General features: G+C 54.3%; 20 protein-coding genes. 13 read left to right on the plus strand and 7 right to left on the minus strand.

The window, feature by feature from the left end; genetic code table 11:
- Positions 1-22: 22 nt before the first annotated feature.
- On the minus strand, positions 23-835 hold the full coding sequence (locus K1718_RS12505; protein WP_265684636.1) for a helix-turn-helix domain-containing protein: 813 nt from the start codon (positions 833-835) through the stop codon (positions 23-25).
- A gap of 133 nt (positions 836-968) precedes the next feature.
- Between K1718_RS12505 and K1718_RS12510 the strand changes: the two genes are divergently transcribed.
- Positions 969-1,352 (plus strand): MAPEG family protein, encoded by a 384-nt coding sequence (locus K1718_RS12510; RefSeq protein WP_265684637.1) that lies wholly within the window; start codon positions 969-971, stop codon positions 1,350-1,352.
- 51 nt (positions 1,353-1,403) lie between these two features.
- Here the strand turns inward: K1718_RS12510 and msrB are convergent, their stop codons facing one another.
- Both msrB and K1718_RS12520 read right to left on the minus strand, forming a co-directional pair.
- The gene (gene msrB / locus K1718_RS12515; RefSeq protein WP_152501230.1) at positions 1,404-1,868 is read right to left on the minus strand and encodes a peptide-methionine (R)-S-oxide reductase MsrB; all 465 of its coding nucleotides are present in this window, start codon (positions 1,866-1,868) and stop codon (positions 1,404-1,406) included.
- 84 nt (positions 1,869-1,952) lie between these two features.
- Positions 1,953-2,930, minus strand: a complete 978-nt coding sequence (locus K1718_RS12520; RefSeq protein ID WP_265684638.1) for a sensor domain-containing diguanylate cyclase — start codon at positions 2,928-2,930, stop codon at positions 1,953-1,955.
- A 402-nt stretch (positions 2,931-3,332) separates the two neighbouring features.
- Here K1718_RS12520 and K1718_RS12525 point away from each other — a divergent pair, with 402 nt between their 5' ends.
- From K1718_RS12525 to K1718_RS12560, 8 genes are all read left to right on the plus strand, one after another.
- On the plus strand, positions 3,333-5,717 hold the full coding sequence (locus tag K1718_RS12525) for a putative monovalent cation/H+ antiporter subunit A (protein ID WP_265684639.1): 2,385 nt from the start codon (positions 3,333-3,335) through the stop codon (positions 5,715-5,717).
- Positions 5,717-6,136: a Na(+)/H(+) antiporter subunit B gene (locus K1718_RS12530; RefSeq protein ID WP_152501233.1), complete on the plus strand. Its 420-nt coding sequence runs from the start codon at positions 5,717-5,719 to the stop codon at positions 6,134-6,136. The genes K1718_RS12525 and K1718_RS12530 overlap by 1 nt, the downstream gene beginning before the upstream one ends.
- Positions 6,136-6,513 carry a Na+/H+ antiporter subunit C gene (locus K1718_RS12535; RefSeq protein ID WP_152501234.1) on the plus strand — a complete coding sequence of 126 codons (378 nt, stop codon included), beginning with the start codon at positions 6,136-6,138 and terminating at the stop codon, positions 6,511-6,513. Before K1718_RS12530 ends, K1718_RS12535 begins: the two co-directional genes overlap by 1 nt.
- A gap of 5 nt (positions 6,514-6,518) precedes the next feature.
- Entirely contained in the window at positions 6,519-8,108 is a 1,590-nt protein-coding gene (locus tag K1718_RS12540) for a Na+/H+ antiporter subunit D (protein WP_265684640.1), read from the plus strand.
- Entirely contained in the window at positions 8,105-8,581 is a 477-nt protein-coding gene (locus K1718_RS12545) for a Na+/H+ antiporter subunit E (protein ID WP_152501236.1), read from the plus strand. The genes K1718_RS12540 and K1718_RS12545 overlap by 4 nt, the downstream gene beginning before the upstream one ends.
- Positions 8,578-8,934 (plus strand): cation:proton antiporter, encoded by a 357-nt coding sequence (locus tag K1718_RS12550; RefSeq protein WP_152501237.1) that lies wholly within the window; start codon positions 8,578-8,580, stop codon positions 8,932-8,934. Before K1718_RS12545 ends, K1718_RS12550 begins: the two co-directional genes overlap by 4 nt.
- On the plus strand, positions 8,931-9,275 hold the full coding sequence (gene mnhG / locus K1718_RS12555) for a monovalent cation/H(+) antiporter subunit G (protein WP_152501238.1): 345 nt from the start codon (positions 8,931-8,933) through the stop codon (positions 9,273-9,275). The genes K1718_RS12550 and mnhG overlap by 4 nt, the downstream gene beginning before the upstream one ends.
- A gap of 321 nt (positions 9,276-9,596) precedes the next feature.
- Entirely contained in the window at positions 9,597-10,013 is a 417-nt protein-coding gene (locus tag K1718_RS12560; protein ID WP_152501239.1) for a Ros/MucR family transcriptional regulator, read from the plus strand.
- 99 nt (positions 10,014-10,112) lie between these two features.
- Here the strand turns inward: K1718_RS12560 and K1718_RS12565 are convergent, their stop codons facing one another.
- Together K1718_RS12565 and K1718_RS12570 are read right to left on the minus strand one after the other, a co-directional pair.
- A complete protein-coding gene (locus tag K1718_RS12565) occupies positions 10,113-10,544 on the minus strand; it encodes a SufE family protein (protein ID WP_152501240.1) in 432 nt (143 codons plus the stop codon).
- A 324-nt stretch (positions 10,545-10,868) separates the two neighbouring features.
- Positions 10,869-11,309, minus strand: coding sequence for a DUF5330 domain-containing protein (locus K1718_RS12570; protein ID WP_152501241.1), 441 nt, complete (start codon positions 11,307-11,309; stop codon positions 10,869-10,871).
- 389 nt (positions 11,310-11,698) lie between these two features.
- Between K1718_RS12570 and K1718_RS12575 the strand changes: the two genes are divergently transcribed.
- Genes K1718_RS12575 through K1718_RS12585 form a run of 3 tightly spaced genes read left to right on the plus strand, consistent with a single transcriptional unit; the run spans position 11,699 to position 14,610 of the window.
- Positions 11,699-13,390, plus strand: coding sequence for a hypothetical protein (locus K1718_RS12575; protein WP_265684641.1), 1,692 nt, complete (start codon positions 11,699-11,701; stop codon positions 13,388-13,390).
- A 9-nt stretch (positions 13,391-13,399) separates the two neighbouring features.
- Positions 13,400-14,164, plus strand: coding sequence for a peptidoglycan-binding domain-containing protein (locus K1718_RS12580; protein ID WP_265684642.1), 765 nt, complete (start codon positions 13,400-13,402; stop codon positions 14,162-14,164).
- Between the two features lie 59 nt (positions 14,165-14,223).
- A complete protein-coding gene (locus tag K1718_RS12585) occupies positions 14,224-14,610 on the plus strand; it encodes a DUF1491 family protein (protein WP_209006924.1) in 387 nt (128 codons plus the stop codon).
- Here the strand turns inward: K1718_RS12585 and K1718_RS12590 are convergent.
- Positions 14,607-15,758 (minus strand): DUF2336 domain-containing protein, encoded by a 1,152-nt coding sequence (locus K1718_RS12590; protein ID WP_265684643.1) that lies wholly within the window; start codon positions 15,756-15,758, stop codon positions 14,607-14,609. The two genes, K1718_RS12585 and K1718_RS12590, sit on opposite strands and share 4 nt — an antisense overlap.
- 236 nt (positions 15,759-15,994) lie before the next feature.
- Positions 15,995-16,186 (minus strand): hypothetical protein, encoded by a 192-nt coding sequence (locus K1718_RS12595; RefSeq protein ID WP_285806071.1) that lies wholly within the window; start codon positions 16,184-16,186, stop codon positions 15,995-15,997.
- A gap of 40 nt (positions 16,187-16,226) precedes the next feature.
- Here K1718_RS12595 and K1718_RS12600 point away from each other — a divergent pair, with 40 nt between their 5' ends.
- On the plus strand, positions 16,227-17,087 hold the full coding sequence (locus K1718_RS12600) for a hypothetical protein (protein WP_265684645.1): 861 nt from the start codon (positions 16,227-16,229) through the stop codon (positions 17,085-17,087).
- Positions 17,088-17,105: the final 18 nt, after the last annotated feature.

The following is a 17,105-nucleotide window of genomic DNA, read 5'->3' on the forward strand; positions in this document are numbered from 1 at the left end:
CAATCAACTACTCTCTTGTTGTTCATTCCGCCGCAGTTGACCCAGCAACTGTGGTCGGAGTGCCTGCCGCCAGAAGGCAGTTTTGAGTGGCCTCGTCCATCGGAACCATCATTTCTATGGTCATGCCTTCAATGACCGCATCCTGAACCGATGCGAGCTGACCCAGCAAGGATGTCACACGAAGTCGACTTCCGTCTGGTCCCATGAATTCGACAGGGACAAATACTGGAACATCTTCGCGAAAGGTTTCGTCCAATCCATCAAGGATACCGCTGGCATGAGCCTCTTCAAGAAGATCGGCGAGCGCCGGATCCTCTGCGGCTTCACGGTAGAGTCTGGCGGCGAAGATCGGCGCTGCTTCCTTCCAATTCAGAACCCTTTCCCGAAAGGTGGGCGACAGGAAGATCTTGAACAGATTGGCAGGCTGGTTTTGTAACTCCGTCAGGCCAGCCAGGAACAGTTTTCCAGCCGTGTTGGAGCGCAGGATGGTCCAGCGTTTGTCCAGCACGAAAGCCGGAAACGGCCAATTGGCAAGAAGGCGGGTTTCAATGAGGTCCAGTGCCTCAACAACATCGGGCGAGTTTTCCGCGCGGCATTTGTAAGGGCTCGAAAAGCCCGCGGTTTCATAGAGGATCTGACTGCGTCCAACGGGCAGGGCGAGCTCGCGCTCGATCCGTTGGATCATGTAACGGCTGGGGTGTGCACGTCCGGTTTCAAGAAAGGAGACATGACGCTGTGTGGAGCCGATCCGTCCGGCAAACTCGACTTGTGACAGGCCATGTTCACGACGCAGGGATTTGAGTGAATTGCCAAAAGCTGGGCTTTGCACATTCATTGATCATACCGCCAGGTAGCAAGTGCCATTGTTGGGTCGCATCCGAATATTCCCTCCAAGGGAATTGCTGCGGATTGAAGAAAATTTAGGTTTGCCAGAGATCCCACGCAATACACGAACTCCGGAGGTCGTAATGACGACATGGATCTTGGCTGTTCTCCTGCTTTATCTGGCACAGATTTACTTCAGCGCTTTGTTTTTGCTGCCTTATGTCACCATTTCGCAAATCGTTGGCGGACGGGACGATATGCCGGAGCGTGGCAAAATTGCAGGCAGAGCAGACCGCGCCCTTTCCAATCTGAAGGAAAATCTGCCCTTCTTTCTGACGCTTGGAGTTTTGGCCCTGATTGTGCCCGGAGCCGATGTTGATCAGGCGACTTTCGGGGCGAGCCTCTTCTTCTTCGCGCGTCTCGCCTATTTGCCGCTTTACATCAGCGGCATCCCCTTCCTGAGGTCACTAGCATATATCGCCGGGCTTGGAGGCAATGTGATCATGGGACTGGCAGTTATCGGCTGAAGATCCTCGAGCGCCGCAGGCGCTCGATTTCCGTCAATTGCAAGGAACCTGTCAGCTGCTTTCTGTTTCTTCTTCGGAAACGGCCGATGGAGGTCTGCCACCATGGATGAAATTCATGGCATGTCCATTGAGGCAATATCTCAATCCTGTTGGAGGCGGGCCATCGGGGAAAACATGACCAAGGTGAGCGTCGCATTGTGCGCAACGGATTTCCGTTCGAACCATGCCATGCGAACGATCCTCAAGTTCGCGGATAGCATCTGTGTGAACGGCTTCAAAGAAGCTTGGCCAACCGCAGCCTGCATCGAATTTGGTATCTGACATGAACAGCGGGGCATCGCAGCAGATGCAATCGTATCGGCCGATCAGCTTGTTGTCCCAATGTGGACCGGTGAACGGGCGTTCCGTCCCGGATTGCCGCGTGACATAAAACTGTTCCGGCGTCAGCTGGTCCATCCATTCCGCGGTGGTTTTTCTCACCTTTGGTACATCTTGTCGCGTAGTCCTGTCGCTCATTTCCCGTTTCCCACCGTTGCCTTTGCCACGAAAATAGGGGCCGAAGTTGGCCTCGGCAAGTCATCTGAAGATTGCTAAGCGACACTATTTTGTTAGGTAATTCATCACCGTCTTGACGCGGTTTCCGCCTTCTTGGCGGGCCTGGAAAACGCAGCTTTCCGCTGCGGCCAGAATGTATTCAGAACTTTCCGAAACTCCTGTCTGTTCAGGAACAGTGCATGCGGCCCCCACCGATGCGGTAACAATGCCATTGCCCGCCTTGTTGTCGGCGTTCGGTATGCCAAGGTCTTGGATCGCCTGGTGGATATATGCGCTGATCGTCTCAACACCCATCTCATGTGTTCTTGGTAAGAGCAATGAAAACTCCGAAGTGGCCGTGCGTGCGGCAACATCGGCAGGCCTTCTTGCAGTTTCTTTCAGGGTGTTGGCTACCTTCGCCAGGCAAGTCTCCGCAGCATCGGAACCATAGTGCTCCGCGATTGCGTCAAACCGGTCGAGGGACACCTTGATCAGACTGGTGTGGGTCTGTTCGCGCAGTGCTATGGCCCATTCTCGCTGGAGGCTGTCCTCAAATGCCCGTCGGTTGAACAGGCCGGTCAGCGGATCGGTTTGCGAAGCGGCTTCGAGTTGGGCCTCCAGTTCTTTTTGCCTGGCGATGTTCCTGAAAAAGACGGCATAGGCCTCTGGTGTGCCACTCTCGTCTCGAAGGATGTGGCTGCTGACTTCAGTCCAGACAAGTGGCCCGAAAGCAGTGCGAAGTTGAAGGCTTGCAAGAGGCAAGGGCGCGGCAAACCCTGCAGTACCTGACAGGATATGATGGAGCAATTCAGCATCACTGTTCGAAGCATCGACATAGACAATGTCACGCAATTGCTCCGGGAGCTTTTCCGCGCTCCAGCCAAAAAGTCGCTCTGCTGCAGGCGAAATGAAAATTGGAGTGCCATCCGATGTCAGGACAACCAGGGCATCGTTGCTGAGTTTTAAAAGTGTTTCAAAGTCGAGGTTGGACGGTCGGATCAAATCCGTTGCCGACGAAAGACCTTTGTTGTCGTCTAGCGTCATTGTTGCCTCGCTCAGAATTCTGGTGGCAATTTAAAACTGAACGGTATTCAGACTTCGAAATCAAGTGTTCTGAACAGTTTCTTGCGCACCTCACACTATCGGATAGAGAATTGGCTCCGTTCATCGACACCGGGCACCATGCTTTCGCGTCCTGTGACCTGGAAATTTGGCTTAAGCGGCTGGTCTCCCAGTTAGGCTTTTACGGTAGAACTACCAGCTTGGTTGGCAACTAAACGAAAAAATACGCCTCTAAACACGTGAAAATCGTATCTGGAACGCTTGAAACGCAGTATCGCTTGCCTAAGACATGTCATAACTCTTCCTGACCGCTATTATCTTGCGGACTGGGAATTGATTCGAAGTCATATGTCCCGCCGATTTAGTTTGTGATGAAAGATCACCATGACGCCAGCAGCGATCGACGACACCACACTTTACGCCGTTCTGGCGCCATTTGCGGCCGCCGTGGTTGCCCCGATCCTGACGCGCTGGTTCAAACACAATGCAGCCTGGCCACTGGCAATTGTTCCGGGGTTGATCTTTCTGCACTTCGCCGGGTTCATTGGACCCGTTTCCGAAGGCCAGACATTCGTTGCCTCCATGGCCTGGGCGCCCAGTTACGGGGTGAATTTCTCTGTCTATGTTGACGGGTTGTCGACGCTGTTCGCTCTGCTGATTTCTGGCATCGGCACGTTCATCATCCTTTATGCGGGCGGGTATCTGAAAGGTCACCCTCAGCAGGGGCGCTTCTTTTCTTTCCTGTTTATGTTCATGGGCGCGATGCTCGGGCTGGTGCTTTGCAACAACTTGATTTCGTTGTTCATTTTCTGGGAGCTAACCTCAATCACGTCGTTCCTCCTGATCGGGTTCGATCACTTGAGAGCGGCGTCTCGACGCGCCGCTGTTCAGGCGCTTGTGGTGACCGGCGGGGGCGGGCTTGTGCTCCTGGCAGGCTTTATCGTGATCATCAATGCGACCGGCGAAATCGAGATGTCGGTACTGTTGTCGTCGCCCGACCTTATCAAGGACAGCGGCCTATACGTTCCGATTTTCCTGCTCGTTCTCGGTGGAGCCTTTACGAAGTCGGCGCAGTTTCCGTTCCATTTCTGGCTACCCAACGCGATGGAAGCACCGACGCCGGTTTCGGCGTATCTGCACTCTGCGACGATGGTCAAGGCCGGTGTCTACCTGCTGATGCGGGTTCATCCACTGCTCGGAGATACCGCGCTTTGGACAACGGTTCTGCCGCTCTTCGGTGGGATAACGCTTCTGGTCGGTACGATCCTTGCGGTCCGCATGACGGACCTGAAGCTGATGTTGGCCTATACGACCGTTGCATCACTCGGTCTTCTTGTCATGTTAACCGGCACGAGCCACGAAAAAGCCCTTGAAGGAGCAGTGCTCTATCTGCTCGCGCATTCGTTGTTCAAAGGTGCGCTTTTCATGGTGGCGGGCACCATCGATCATGAAGCCGGAACGCGAGATATCACCAAGCTCGGCGGGTTGCGCTCGGCGATGCCGATAACCTTTGTGGCGGCATGCCTTGCCGCACTTTCCATGGCCGGCTTGCCGCCGTTTATCGGTTTTATTGCAAAGGAAGTGCTTTACTACGGAACCTGGGGCTGGCTGGAACTGGGGCTGCCGATCACCGTGACGGCCGTCATCGGCAATTCGCTAATGCTGGTGATCGCTGCTGCCGTTGCCATCAAGCCATTTTTCGGGCCCAAGGTCGACACCCCGAAACATGCGCACGAAGGACCCGTCCTCCTGTTCGCCGGACCGGTTTTCTTGTCGGTGACCGGTCTCGGGTTGGCGTTGATTGCGCACACAACAGGCGTGCTATTCGTTGGCCCGACGCTCTCGTCTTTGCTGGGTGAATTCAAAAGCATCGATCTGCACTTGTGGCCGACCAAGATCAACGCGCCGCTGATCTTGTCAGTGATCACGATCGGCCTCGGTATTGCTCTGTTCACTCAGCTCGACCGCTTGCGTGCAATTATCGCAGGTATTCTGGCGGCGATCGGCTGGGGCCCAGATAAAGGGTTTGATCAATTCGTTTCAGGTGTTGTTGGCTTCTCGGCATGGATAACGCGTCACCTGCAAACCGGGAAAATGCACACTTACATGATGCTGACCTTCGGGTTCACGGCGTTGGCGGTGCTTTTGCCGGGTTTTCTGACGAACAGCCTGCCGGCCATGCCGAAGATGCCCGAATATCGCTTCTATGAATGGGGCATTTTCTTCATTGCGATCCTGGGACTGATCGCGGTTCTGATTGCCAAGACACGCCTGACCGCAATCGTCTCGCTTGGCATCCAAGGGTTCGCAGTCGCGCTGATCTTCATGATGTTCGGCGCTCCCGATCTGTCGTTTACCCAATTCATGGTGGAAACACTGTCCGTCGTCATTCTTGCTCTGGTCATGACGCGGCTCAATCTTTCACCGCGAGATCATCGCACAGCTCCCGCAGCTCTCGGCACGGGTGTTATCGCTGCTGCGGTGGGGCTGGGGCTGACGCTGACATTGCTTGCCATTACCCAGCAGCCGTTTGACAGCCGACTGTCGGAGTTCTTTACCGAGTACAGCCGCTCGATCGCCCATGGGCGCAACATCGTCAACGTTATCCTGGTGGATTTCCGCGGTGTTGATACGCTTGGTGAGATTGCCGTGGTTGTGCTTGCAGGGCTTTGTGTGCTCGCTTTGATCCGCGTTCGCACCAAGCCCGAACCGGACTCGGAAGGAAGCGAACCGGATGTTGTGCAGACCCAGAAAGCGGAGGCACGCTGATGCGCACGATAATTTTCCGCACAATTGCACCTTACCTGACTGCGCTCATGGTTCTTTTCTCGATCTTCGTGCTGCTGCGCGGCCACAATGAGCCGGGGGGAGGGTTCATCGGTGGGCTGATCGCTGCCTCGGCATTGGCAATCTTCGGTATCGCTTGCGGCGTTGCATCTGTGCGCCGTGCCATTGTGTTCCATCCGATGAGTGTTGCCGGGTTTGGTCTCTTTATCGGAGCGCTGGCGGGCACGCTGTCTTTTTTCAAGAACCAGGCCTTCATGACCAGTCAATGGCTAATCTTCGATCTCTTTGGAGTTGAGGTTCCCTTGTCCACACCGCTTGTCTTCGACATCGGCGTCTATCTGGTCGTGGTTGGTGCGATCGGGTCCATTGCCCTTGCTCTGGAAGAAAGGGAGACCGACTGATGGAAACCGGTGTTGCGATCCTGATCGGACTGTTTTTTGCGGTGGCCGTCTACCTGATGCTGTCGAAGCAACTGGTGCGCATGTTGCTCGGCATCGCGATCCTGGGCAATGCGGTCAATATGCTTATTTTTACAAACGGACGCCTGACCCGCGAGGTTCCGCCTCTCATTCCGGAGCATCTCTATGTTCCGGAAGTTGCTACAGCCAATCCGCTGCCGCAAGCACTCGTGCTGACTGCTATCGTCATCTCCTTTTCGTTCTTTGCATTCCTTCTGGTGTTGGCATTTCGGGCCTACCAGGAACTGGGTACGGATGAAGTGAACCGGATGCGCGTCGCCGAACCTGAAAACGATCAAACTCCGCCGCAAGGGTACTGAGCTTTATGGCTGGTTCATCCGTTTCCGTTGACTATTCAGAAGCCATGGCAACCGCGCCCGTTGCGTCGGGCGATTGGCTGGTGATCGCTCCGATCCTGATTACCATGCTGGGTGGTGCTGTTTGCCTGATGTTGCGCAAGAACACAGACATACAGGCAAAGATGGGCATTGCCTTGCTTGGTTTGCTGGTGCTTGCCTCACTCGGGCTCTTGATAAGGGTGCTGGATCATGGGGTCATAACCATGGTCATGGGCAGTTGGTTGCCACCATTCGGTATTGCGCTGACCGCGGATGCCTTGGGCGCGACGCTGACGCTCATCGGTGCGATTGTCGCGTTTTGTGCTGGCGTCTATGGAGCGTCCACCGTCGACAACACCGGCCGGCGTTACGGGTTTTATCCCTTCCTCTTGTTGTTGATGACAGGTGTCAGTGGCGCGTTCCTGACCGCTGATATCTTCAACCTTTATGTCTGGTTCGAGGTTCTGCTGATTTCCTCCTACGGACTTCTTGTGCTCGGAAATGACCGAATTCAGCTTGATGGTGCCGTCAAATACGGTGTTCTCAATCTGGTCGGAACAAACCTGTTCCTGATCGCGACAGGGCTGCTCTATGGGATCTTCGGCACGCTGAATATGGCTGATATCGCCATCAAGGTGGCAGAGCTGGAGAACCCGGCATCGGGGACACTTGCGACGGTTGCTGCGCTCTACTTCCTTGCCTTCGCAATGAAGGCGGCTGCCTTTCCGGTCAATTTCTGGCTTCCGGCCTCGTACCATACGCCGAACATTGTGGTCTCGGCCGTCTTTGCTGGGCTTCTGACAAAGGTTGGGGTCTACGCGCTGATCCGTGTATTTGTCCTGATCCTGCCAGAGTCGCGCATTTTTATGGCCGATGTTATCGGATGGGTGGCAATCGTGACGCTTCTAACGGGCGCAATTGGAGCGCTCGCGCAAAGCGAAGTACGCCGCTTGCTGGGCTATCTGGTGATCGCGGGGATCGGCTCCATGCTTGCCGGAGTGGCGGTCGGGTCTGTTCTGGCTGTCTCCGGGGCGATCTTTTACGCGGTCCATTCAATCATCGTCATGACAGCCTTATATATGGCGTCGGGTATCTTGAACCTGATGGGAGGTTCCTATGATCTGCGCAAACTTGGCGGCCTCTATCAGAAAAACGTGGCCTTTGCGGGCGTTTTCCTTGTGCTTGTCTTTGCCGTTTCCGGACTGCCGCCGTTTTCCGGCTTCTGGCCGAAAGTGATTTTGGTCGATGCTGCCTTCCAGGATGGGCGCGCCTGGCTGGGAGCAGCCATATTGATCAGCGGTTTCCTGACAACGCTTGCCATGGGCCGCGTTTGGATCTTTGCATTCTGGCGTGGTGGGCCGGAAGGAACGCCCGATGGGCAAACCGCACCGTCAGTCGTTGCTGATACGTCTCAGTTGACCGGCGCGGCTGTTTGGCTGCCGCTGGGAATTTTGACCGCGCTCATCATCTATTTCGGCTTGCAGCCAGAATGGATGCTGGAACTATCGACACAAGGCGCCAGCGGTGTCGTTGATCCGCTCGGCTATGTGCGCTCAGTCTTTGGAGGTGAGGGATGACTGGTCTCTTTCTCATAAACATCCTGCTTGCACTTGCGTGGGGTGCCGTCTCAGGAAGCTTCTCTGAGGTCAATCTGATCTTCGGGTTTATTCTCGGGTTCGGTGCGCTTTATCTCATTCGCGAACAGGTCGGTACCGCCGGATATTTTGAAAAAATCATCAAAGGGATCGGGCTGGCGTTGCTGTTTGTCTCAGAACTGGTCCAGTCTGCCTGGCGTGTTGCCACGATCGTGCTGCGACCGCGTATCGAATTGCAGCCTGGCATCATCGCGTTGCCGCTGACAGTCGATCGCGATTTTGAAATCACTATGCTTGCGAACCTCATTACTTTGACGCCGGGTACGCTCTCTGTCGACGTTTCTGACGACAGGCAAGTGCTTTATATCCACTGCATCGATGTTCCTGATCCGCAGGCGACGATCGATGACATCAAGAATGGCTTCGAGCGCAAGATTCTGGAGGTGTTCAGATGAGCTCGCTTGAAAACTTCTCGTCGCAATTTCTGGAATTTTCGGTGCATATCGCACTCGGATTGCTGACGATATCCTTCGTTGTAATTGTCATCCGCACGGTCAAGGGGCCCAGCCTTCCGGATCGTGTGGTCGCCCTGGACATGCTTGTTGCAGTCGGCATCGGGTTCATCGCCGCAATTGGTGTTTTGACCGGCTTCTATCTTTATATCGACATTGCCATCACGCTTGGCCTCGTTGGTTTTCTCGCAACTGTCGCCTTTGCGCGTTTCGTCTTGAACCGGGGGCTGGCAGGCGATGAGACGATCATGGAAGAAGTAGAAGAGAGCATAGAACGCAGGAAGGCTGGACAATGACCGCTGTTGTGGAAATTGTGACCGGGTTGATGCTGATCGTCGGCGCGTCGTTTGCCCTTGTTGCGTCAATTGGTCTTTTGCGCCTGAAAGACGTTTATATGCGCACTCATGCAGCCTCCAAAGCGGGCACTCTCGGCTCGGGTGTGATGCTGCTTGCGCTTGCCGTTGATGCTGGCGACCTGGCTGTCGTGACACGTGCCATCGCCGGTGTTGTGTTCTTCTTGTTGACTGCCCCTATTTCTGCCCACTTGTTGGCCAAAGCTGCGTATGCGGCGGGATATCGCCCCTGTGCCGATACAAAAGTGGATGCATTGGCCGAAATCATGCGGCCAAAGGGATAAGTGTGTTTGCGTTGTGATATTAGCTGATCAAAGTCAGTTCACTCGACTATACTTTTGGACCATTGTTAAACTAGGTGCATAGGAAACGGTCAATATTTGTAGAATTTTATTTTTATTGCCTTTAGTCGACTTTTATTTGACTAGTGGGGTTGTCTGATCAGGACTCCGGCGATATAAGGCGGTGACAATCACCTGCAAAGTAGAATCGTTCCCGATTTCTAGGTTCGTAAGTAACTGATATTCCCAAGACACTTGCGGCGCCCATTTTTGCAGGTTTATAACGCAGTAAAATTTTGAAATTCAGTAGAGAACGGGTGAAAAATGACTGATAGTCCGGTGGATGCAAATCTCATTGATCTTACAGCAGACATCGTATCGGCTTATGTGAGCAACAACACGGTTGCTTCCACAGATTTGCCGGGCCTGATCAACGAAGTATACGGTGCCTTGCAGAAAACTGCGACAGCTTCGAACGAACCAGAGCCCGAGCCGCTGAAGCCAGCAGTGCCGATCAAGAAGTCGGTAATGCCGGACTACATTATCTGTCTCGAGGATGGCAAGAAGTTCAAGTCTCTCAAGAGACACTTGCGCACCCACTACAACATGACACCGGAAGAGTACCGGGAGAAGTGGGACCTTGGCGCCGACTATCCGATGGTTGCGCCGAACTATGCCGCAGCACGTTCTGAACTTGCCAAGAAAATGGGTCTTGGTCAGCAGCGTAAGCGCTCGAAATAATTCGATCTGGCTTTCTGCCAATCCATTTAGAGCTGCCCTTGTGGCAGCTCTTTTTTGTTGATCCGGCTTTGGGGCGATGATCAACCCAGAAGATGCGCACTAAGCGGCAGCGAGTGCCTGCTCTGCATCGGAACGGATGCGCCCAACCATTGATTTCAATCCGTTTGAGCGCTGCGGGGTCAAGTGTTCTTGCAGTCCGAGCTGCGCGAAAACACCCTGAACATCTGTATTCAAGATTTCCTGCGCGGTTTTGCCATTGAAGAGCGCGGTCACCACTGCGACAAGTCCTTGCACGATCAAGGCGTCGCTATCACCCCGGAACGTCAGGACCGGGGCTCCGGCGTCGTTTTTTTCAATCGCAGTGATGAGCCAGACCTGCGACACGCAACCCCGGACCTTGAATCTGTCTGTGCGTTCGGCGTCTGTGAGCTCCGGAAGCTCCTTTCCCAGATCGATCAGGTACTTGTAGCGGTCTTCCCAGTCATCCAAAAAGTCGAAGGTTTCCAGGATATCGCTGAAACTTGTGGTCATGGCACCGGTCTTTGTTGGTCTTTCCCGTGTCATATAGCCTTTGTGAGAGAAAGTACAAACCGGAGATATGGACAGAGCCAACTGCGGGCGGATGCTTTTGGCCTGGTATTTGTGCATGAAGGAAAGCGGCAGAGCAAAATCGTGAAAAAGAAAATCGCCGCAGATGAAATGGGCAGCTATTCATCTGCGGCGCAGCAGCACGGAGCCGCTGAAGTAAAGCCGTTTTTGCGATGCCGATTGGAAAGGCATCGCTCAAGCGGGGATAGTCAGCTGCTTGCAAGATTCTGGAAGTTGAGAGAATTCGAAACAGCTGTTCGCTCCAGGTCAGGCGCCTGAGCGTGGCTTTGGACGCGGCACCGGCCCAATTTCTGTGTCCAGGCGTGTCAGGGCCTCAAACACCGGTTGGCTTGTCGAAGAAACAACTACTGGCCGCTGCGGCGTTGTTGAATTCGGGGTGGCAGTCGACCCTGTAACGATGGTTTCTCGACCGGAGTCGTTCGCCACTTGCTGGTCCAAAAACTGGTAGACAATACGCGCACCATCGCGCGCACGGCTGCCAATGGCCGAAAGTGCGTCGCCACCGGTTTCACACGCATCCGGATTGCGGCTGCAAAAGCTACCGATGTCGGAAACGGTCGCCTGCGCCGCCAGATAGGCCGAAACAGGATTTACAGTATCCACCTGTGTACTGTTTTCATCTGATCCGAGAGGAATCAGGACCAGCACCAAGGTGAGCCAAAAGGCTGTTCTCATCAAAAAGAACATGTCGCTACCCATAGTTAGTTCGGTTTGCGCATCTTTTTTGCTGCCGACGCGCTTGTTATGAGGTCACCTTAGCAACGACTTGAGAATGTCGGGTTGAATCGGAAAGGTCAATTTTCATAAAATAAAACAGATATTTAAGTCGAGTTTTCTGAGATTTTGATTCAAATTTTATCTTTTCTTGCACAAGCCGCTGTTTGCAGCCGGTTTTTTCGAAAATTTTGAGCGATATGAATTCATCCTTTATCGTTCCTTAAGTGCTCCAGCCGACAATGGTCCTACAAGCGTTGCGGGTGATTAGGTCCGTGTCTGGTTTATGGTAGTAAAGAGTGCGTAACCTTCTGAATTTGCTGAGTGTTTTTTGGTGGCATTGGACGGCTCGTCTGGAAGGTATGATTCATCCCTCCGCGGCTGACGATGTTTTTTTGGCTCCCTTGCACCGATCTTTTCTAATCAGTGCGACAGTTGCGGGAACGTCCGCTCTCGTTGTTTTGCCATTGCACCTGGCACTTGCAGGACCTCCTCATGTTGTTGTGACGTTGATGCTGTCTTGGTTGCTCAGCCAATGGCCGCTTGCTCTTTACTTGTCTCGTTCGGGTGCGCTTGACCGGACGATCGGATTGTCTGCCAGCTTGTTCGCCGGATTTGTCGCCGCCATCTGCGTTCTGACAGGCGGTAGTGCATCATTTGCGTTTCTCTGGCTACTCGTTCCACCTGTTGAAGCTGCGTTGTCAACCAGCCGTAAGACGGCCTATTCCGTAACGTTGCTTTGCGCGGGCTTGTTGATTGCTGTCTCTGTTGCTCCTGCAACACTGGCGGAAGTTGCTCCTTTGCCGACTGGCGTCACGCTTTTGGCGAGTGTTGCGGCAATTCTATATGTCGGTTTGCTTGCTATTCGTATTTCGGCGGACCGGAAGCACGCCAGGTCTTTGATGAAGGCTTCGGAAGGGCGTCGACAGCTAATCAACCAATCGGTGTCTGAAGTCTTTTGCGAATTGAAACCCGACGGAGGGCTTTCAGTCATGGGTGGGCCGGTCAAGGAATTGCTCGGCATTTCGGCAGGGTTCAATTCTGACAGCTGGTTGTTTTCAAGACTTCATGTGGCGGACCGGCCGCTCTATCTGACCAAACTATCCGAGGCTCGAAATGAAGGCGAGGCGACACCGTTTGATGTTCGCTTGCGCGTCGGTGCCTCCAGTCCTGGCGAAACGGGTCAGGCGGAGTATCGAAATCTAACGCTGAAACTGCGTCCGCCAGTTCAGGAAACAGGCCTGGACACAAAGGAAAACGGATCCCTTCTGCTGAGCCTGCGCGCGGCGGAGGAGCTGCCGGTTTCGTCACTTTCGCAACCTCTCTCTGAAGGGGCGAAATCCAGGCTTGAGCGTATCTCGGCGGAAATAAACGAGACGGCTGGTCGGGGCGTTCGAACAGCACTTGAAAATGTTTTGTCTCGCGCAGCTGACCTGGAACATATCGACCTTGCATCTGACCGATACCGTTTCGAAGATGCTGCTAGAGATATCAAAAGATCCAGTCAGATCGGCCTTTCAGCATTGGCGGACCTTTCAGACCTAATGGTGGGGCAAGGCGAAAACCTCGAACCGGTCTTCGTAAAGACCGACATCGCGGCAGCATTGGAATTCTGCCTTGAAAGGATTGGATCGGCTGCGGATCGTCAGGGAGTGCAGATTGAAACAATCTGGGGTCAAAATCTGCCGCTTGTTTTTGTCGATGGAGCGCTGGTGCGCAAGGCACTGTGTTTCGTGTTGCTGGACATGATTGCGACAAGCGGTTCGGGGGCAAAAATTCTTGTCGAGGCCAACTGCAGTCTTGCCGGGTTTGAACTGCTGTTTTCCGTTAAGGACCGAAAGTCGAGCCTGCAGTGGAGCTCTGAAGACAGCAAACCGGTCCTGGCATTCGCCGGAGATCTTCTCGAGCGCACCAATGCCTGCCTGAAAGTCCAAACGATGCTGGGACACGGCGAAAGCGTTTGCATTCGTTTGCCGGCCCGCGTTGCGCCGTTCAAGGATTTTTCAACCGATACTGAACACGCCGAAACGCGGCCATTGGCGAAGATGGCTTAGGAGGCGGAGATGGCTCGAAACGCAAAATCTGCAAAGCCTAGGAAGGCGTCGGAGTTGAAAGACAACGATTCGATCATGGCAAGGGCCGGTCATGTCGCTCTCGACAACCCAGTTGCGGCAGGCGGGACGGTGGTCATGGGATTGACCGCATGTCTGATCGTGGCCAATGCTCTCGGGCTGCAGCCGGGACGTCACCCGGCTCCGTTCTTTGCGACACGTGACCTTCCGGACGATATGCAGCTGCCGGAACCTGACGGCCGGACCGGTGATCTCAAGATCCAGGAAATTTCCACGCTGGTGTTGGATGTTCAAATCTCATTGCGCAAAATTGGCCTTTATGAAGGTCCTTTGGACGGCATAAACGGGCCCGCGACAGAACGCGCAATCCGGTCGTATGAGCGTAAGGTCGGGCAGGTTGAAACCGGACAGGCAAACGAGGCTCTTCTGGCTCTTGTCCTCATGCATGGGGACGCGCCGTTTGAAGCCCAGACGCCGGTGCCGCGGAAAAAGCCCGGGTTTTCCGGAACTCTCGCCAGCGCGCCTGAACAATCGTCAGATCCGGGAATCGACGCCGACCCGAAGCTGTTGAAAGTGCAAAAAGCGCTTTCGGAGCTTGGCTATGGACCTCTTAAGGCCGACGGACTTATGGGTCTCAACACGACAACAGCGATCAAGCGTTTTGAACTCGATCGCGGTTTGCCAATCACCGGGGAGCCTGGGGCAAAAGTGATCGAACGGCTCGAAATGATCAGCGGGCGTAAACTTTCCGGCTGATTTACCTGGATTATATATCTGCTAAGACAGGGAACCTTCTACGCGATTGGATCCCGCTCATGCAGATGCGCGTCACCTCCGACTTTTTTGTCAGTGCCTTGGTTCGTCAGATTTTTGGCGACGGAGGCTTTGCGGCCGTCTCCAAGCGAGGTGCGCCTGAAGCAGGTGCGGTCTTTATCTGTGTGGATCGTCTCGATGGAAGTTTTGATTTTTATGCCCCTGCACCGCAATCCATGTTCGAGGATCGGCCCGAAAGCAGGCTGTTTGAACGGCGTTTTGAAAAAACGGATCGCGAAACAATTGAGGCCCGGTTGAAGAGTGAAGCGCGCATGGATCCTGACTACTGGCTGGTCGATATCGAAGCGCGAGACGGAAAGATTGAGTTGCCCTTGGCAGAGGAAGGGCAGGAGGAGCCTAATCCGGCGGACAGCTTTTTTCGGATCTAGTTGCCGGAACTTTTTTGTTCCAAGCTGTTTTCCTGAAATGGCAGTCCCTTTTCGCCGACAGATTGATGTTTCTTGCCGGCTTCGTAAAGGGGTGCGTGCCGTGCAGCGCTGGTAAACTCAGGCTGGTCACTCAGGACCCACTGGCTGACTAGCACTTCCGACGCGCCTGAGCTGATTGTTTGATGCAATCGCAGCAGAAGGCGAATGGTCTCCAGGGACGCAGCTTCTCCGTGCAGGCGGATCAGTACCGTCGCCAACTGTGATTTGCTTGTTCCCAGGGCTTTTAACGCGACTGCCAAGCCATCTGCCTGATCGGCCTGCGTCAGCTGATCACAGGTGGCGAGGGGCAAGCCAAGTCCCTGGGAAAGCAAGTCTGCAAAACGCGGTCTGTTCTGGGTCAGTGCTTCTTGAACCAGTGCATCGCAAAGCTGGAGCCGTGCCGCGTCGGTGCGAGTGTCTCGAGACTTTCGCGGGGCCTGAGCCTGGCTGACGAGGCTGGTCATTTCGGCGGCTGCAATTGCCTTTGATTTCAGCTTCGCCGGCAATTGCAAAAATTGCCCCATGAGAGCTTCGGGGTTCAGTGCGTCCTGGTGGGCCATTTCCGCACTCAGGTCCGCAACGATTTCCCGCCGGTTGTTCAGGACAGACTTTTGTCTCTGAGTGAGGAGAACGTCGTTCCGATCAAGTAGGATCCTGATAACGCTCGATCCGGCGTTTTCGCACAATGAGGTGACAATCGATTCGGGTAATGACGCACGGTTTGCAATTGCCTGTCTTAATGTGTCTGGACCTGAGAAAGCGGTTTTCTGAAGGAGATCCACAGAAAGGCGCGCGCTGTAACGAAGCGCTGGATAGGCGGTCAGGTGGTCACTGTGACGGGCCAGATGTTGCAAAAGATCGTCTGGTGTTTCAGCGTGCGGGGCAAGTAGCGAGGCAATTCTGCGACGGTCTTCTGTACTTGTCGCAGATATCAGATTGCGGGCCAGTTCTGAAAAAATCTCTTGTTCTTCAATATCATGGCGACTTCTGGCAACAAAGAGCTCTGTCGCTGCGAGCAACACACCACCGTCAGCAGCAGAGCCGCCACTCGGTTTTCGGCCAAAAGAAGGAAACTGTTTGGTCTGATTGAAACGTTGGCTTTGGCGCATGACACCCGACTACAAAATACAAAAGACCGGACGACCGGAAGAACTTGTCTCCTTCAAATTGCACGAAAAGCGTTAGCATCCTGTTAACCCTGACGGCTCCTTAATGAGTCTGCAGGAAGTAATGCGTCGCCCGTTTGACCGTTGTCGGTCGGTAATACACCGGCTTTTGGCAACTGGAACCGAAGGAGGAGACGATGGGCACTTTGTTGGACTTCGCATCCGCGCACAGGCCCACTTCACGTGTGGGTCAGCGCTCCAATCAACACAGCTCGGCGCGCTGTGAGACATTTGGTGAGGTTATCCTCTTCCCAGGTGTCCGTTACGAGCGTCACGACCTTGATCTTGCCGCGCGAATCACGACCATCGGTAAAGCGGCCGGACCAGCTGGTTCCGACAAGGACTGACGGTCCAAGCCTTTCCAGCCGCATTGATACCGATTTCTGGTTTCGTGGTCTGGAGAAACGCCCGATGGGCATTGGTGAAGCGGTTCAGTCCGGCTCCACGCCATCTTTGGCAAGGAGGCGAGGGACACAGCAAAAGGCCTTTTTGGCCACCTTGCTGCTTGTGGCTGTGCTTGCAGGATGCACGCGCCCGACCGGAGACTTTGATCGCGCCAGACCGTCGGTTGTTCATGACGACCTGATGCCTGCTGTCGGCAACGAAGCTGCCAGGCTGCGGGGCGACCCGGTTTCAAAATTCAACTACACAAATGATGAGAAGCTGCTGCGCAAACGCGGCTGGACACTAATCAGACCTCCTTGGACCAAGGATTGGATCGGCGGCACTATGGTTGAGCTTTCGCGAACCAGAGTTCTGCCTGAGACAGAAGGCCGTGTTCCGCCGGATCTTTATTTGATTTACCTGCGCTCCGACAAGTTTCAGTCTTCAGATGCCCGTTACGACAAGATCGCGGCGGATGCGAAAGGCGATGCGGAGCTTGTGATGCCGTTCTGCGAAGTCGCCTTGAGGGTGCAAAAGGCCGACAACGAACGCCTTCGGGTTTTGAAGAGCAAGCCGGTTACCACCGAGGAAACCTACGACGGTGCGAAGGCGCGCGTGTGGGAAAACCGGGTCATGATCAAATGGGTTGGTCAGGCGCTGCGCTATCGCATCATTGCGTATAAGAAGGCGCTCGACGGACTGGAGATCGAAACACCCACGAGAGATCGCGTCTGGAAAGTGAATAACGCCATTCGTGAACTGGAAGGGCAGGTCAGGATTGCGGAAAGCGGTTGCGACTTGAGCAAACGCCGCGTCCAGGATCAGACGGTGAAACGGTCAAGGATCTTTACAGGATGGAGCACGGAGCGCGCACCGGTACAAAAATAGCGCAATCTTGATGTTGGC

Source organism: Roseibium porphyridii (assembly GCF_026191725.2).
Taxonomy (GTDB): domain Bacteria; phylum Pseudomonadota; class Alphaproteobacteria; order Rhizobiales; family Stappiaceae; genus Roseibium; species Roseibium porphyridii.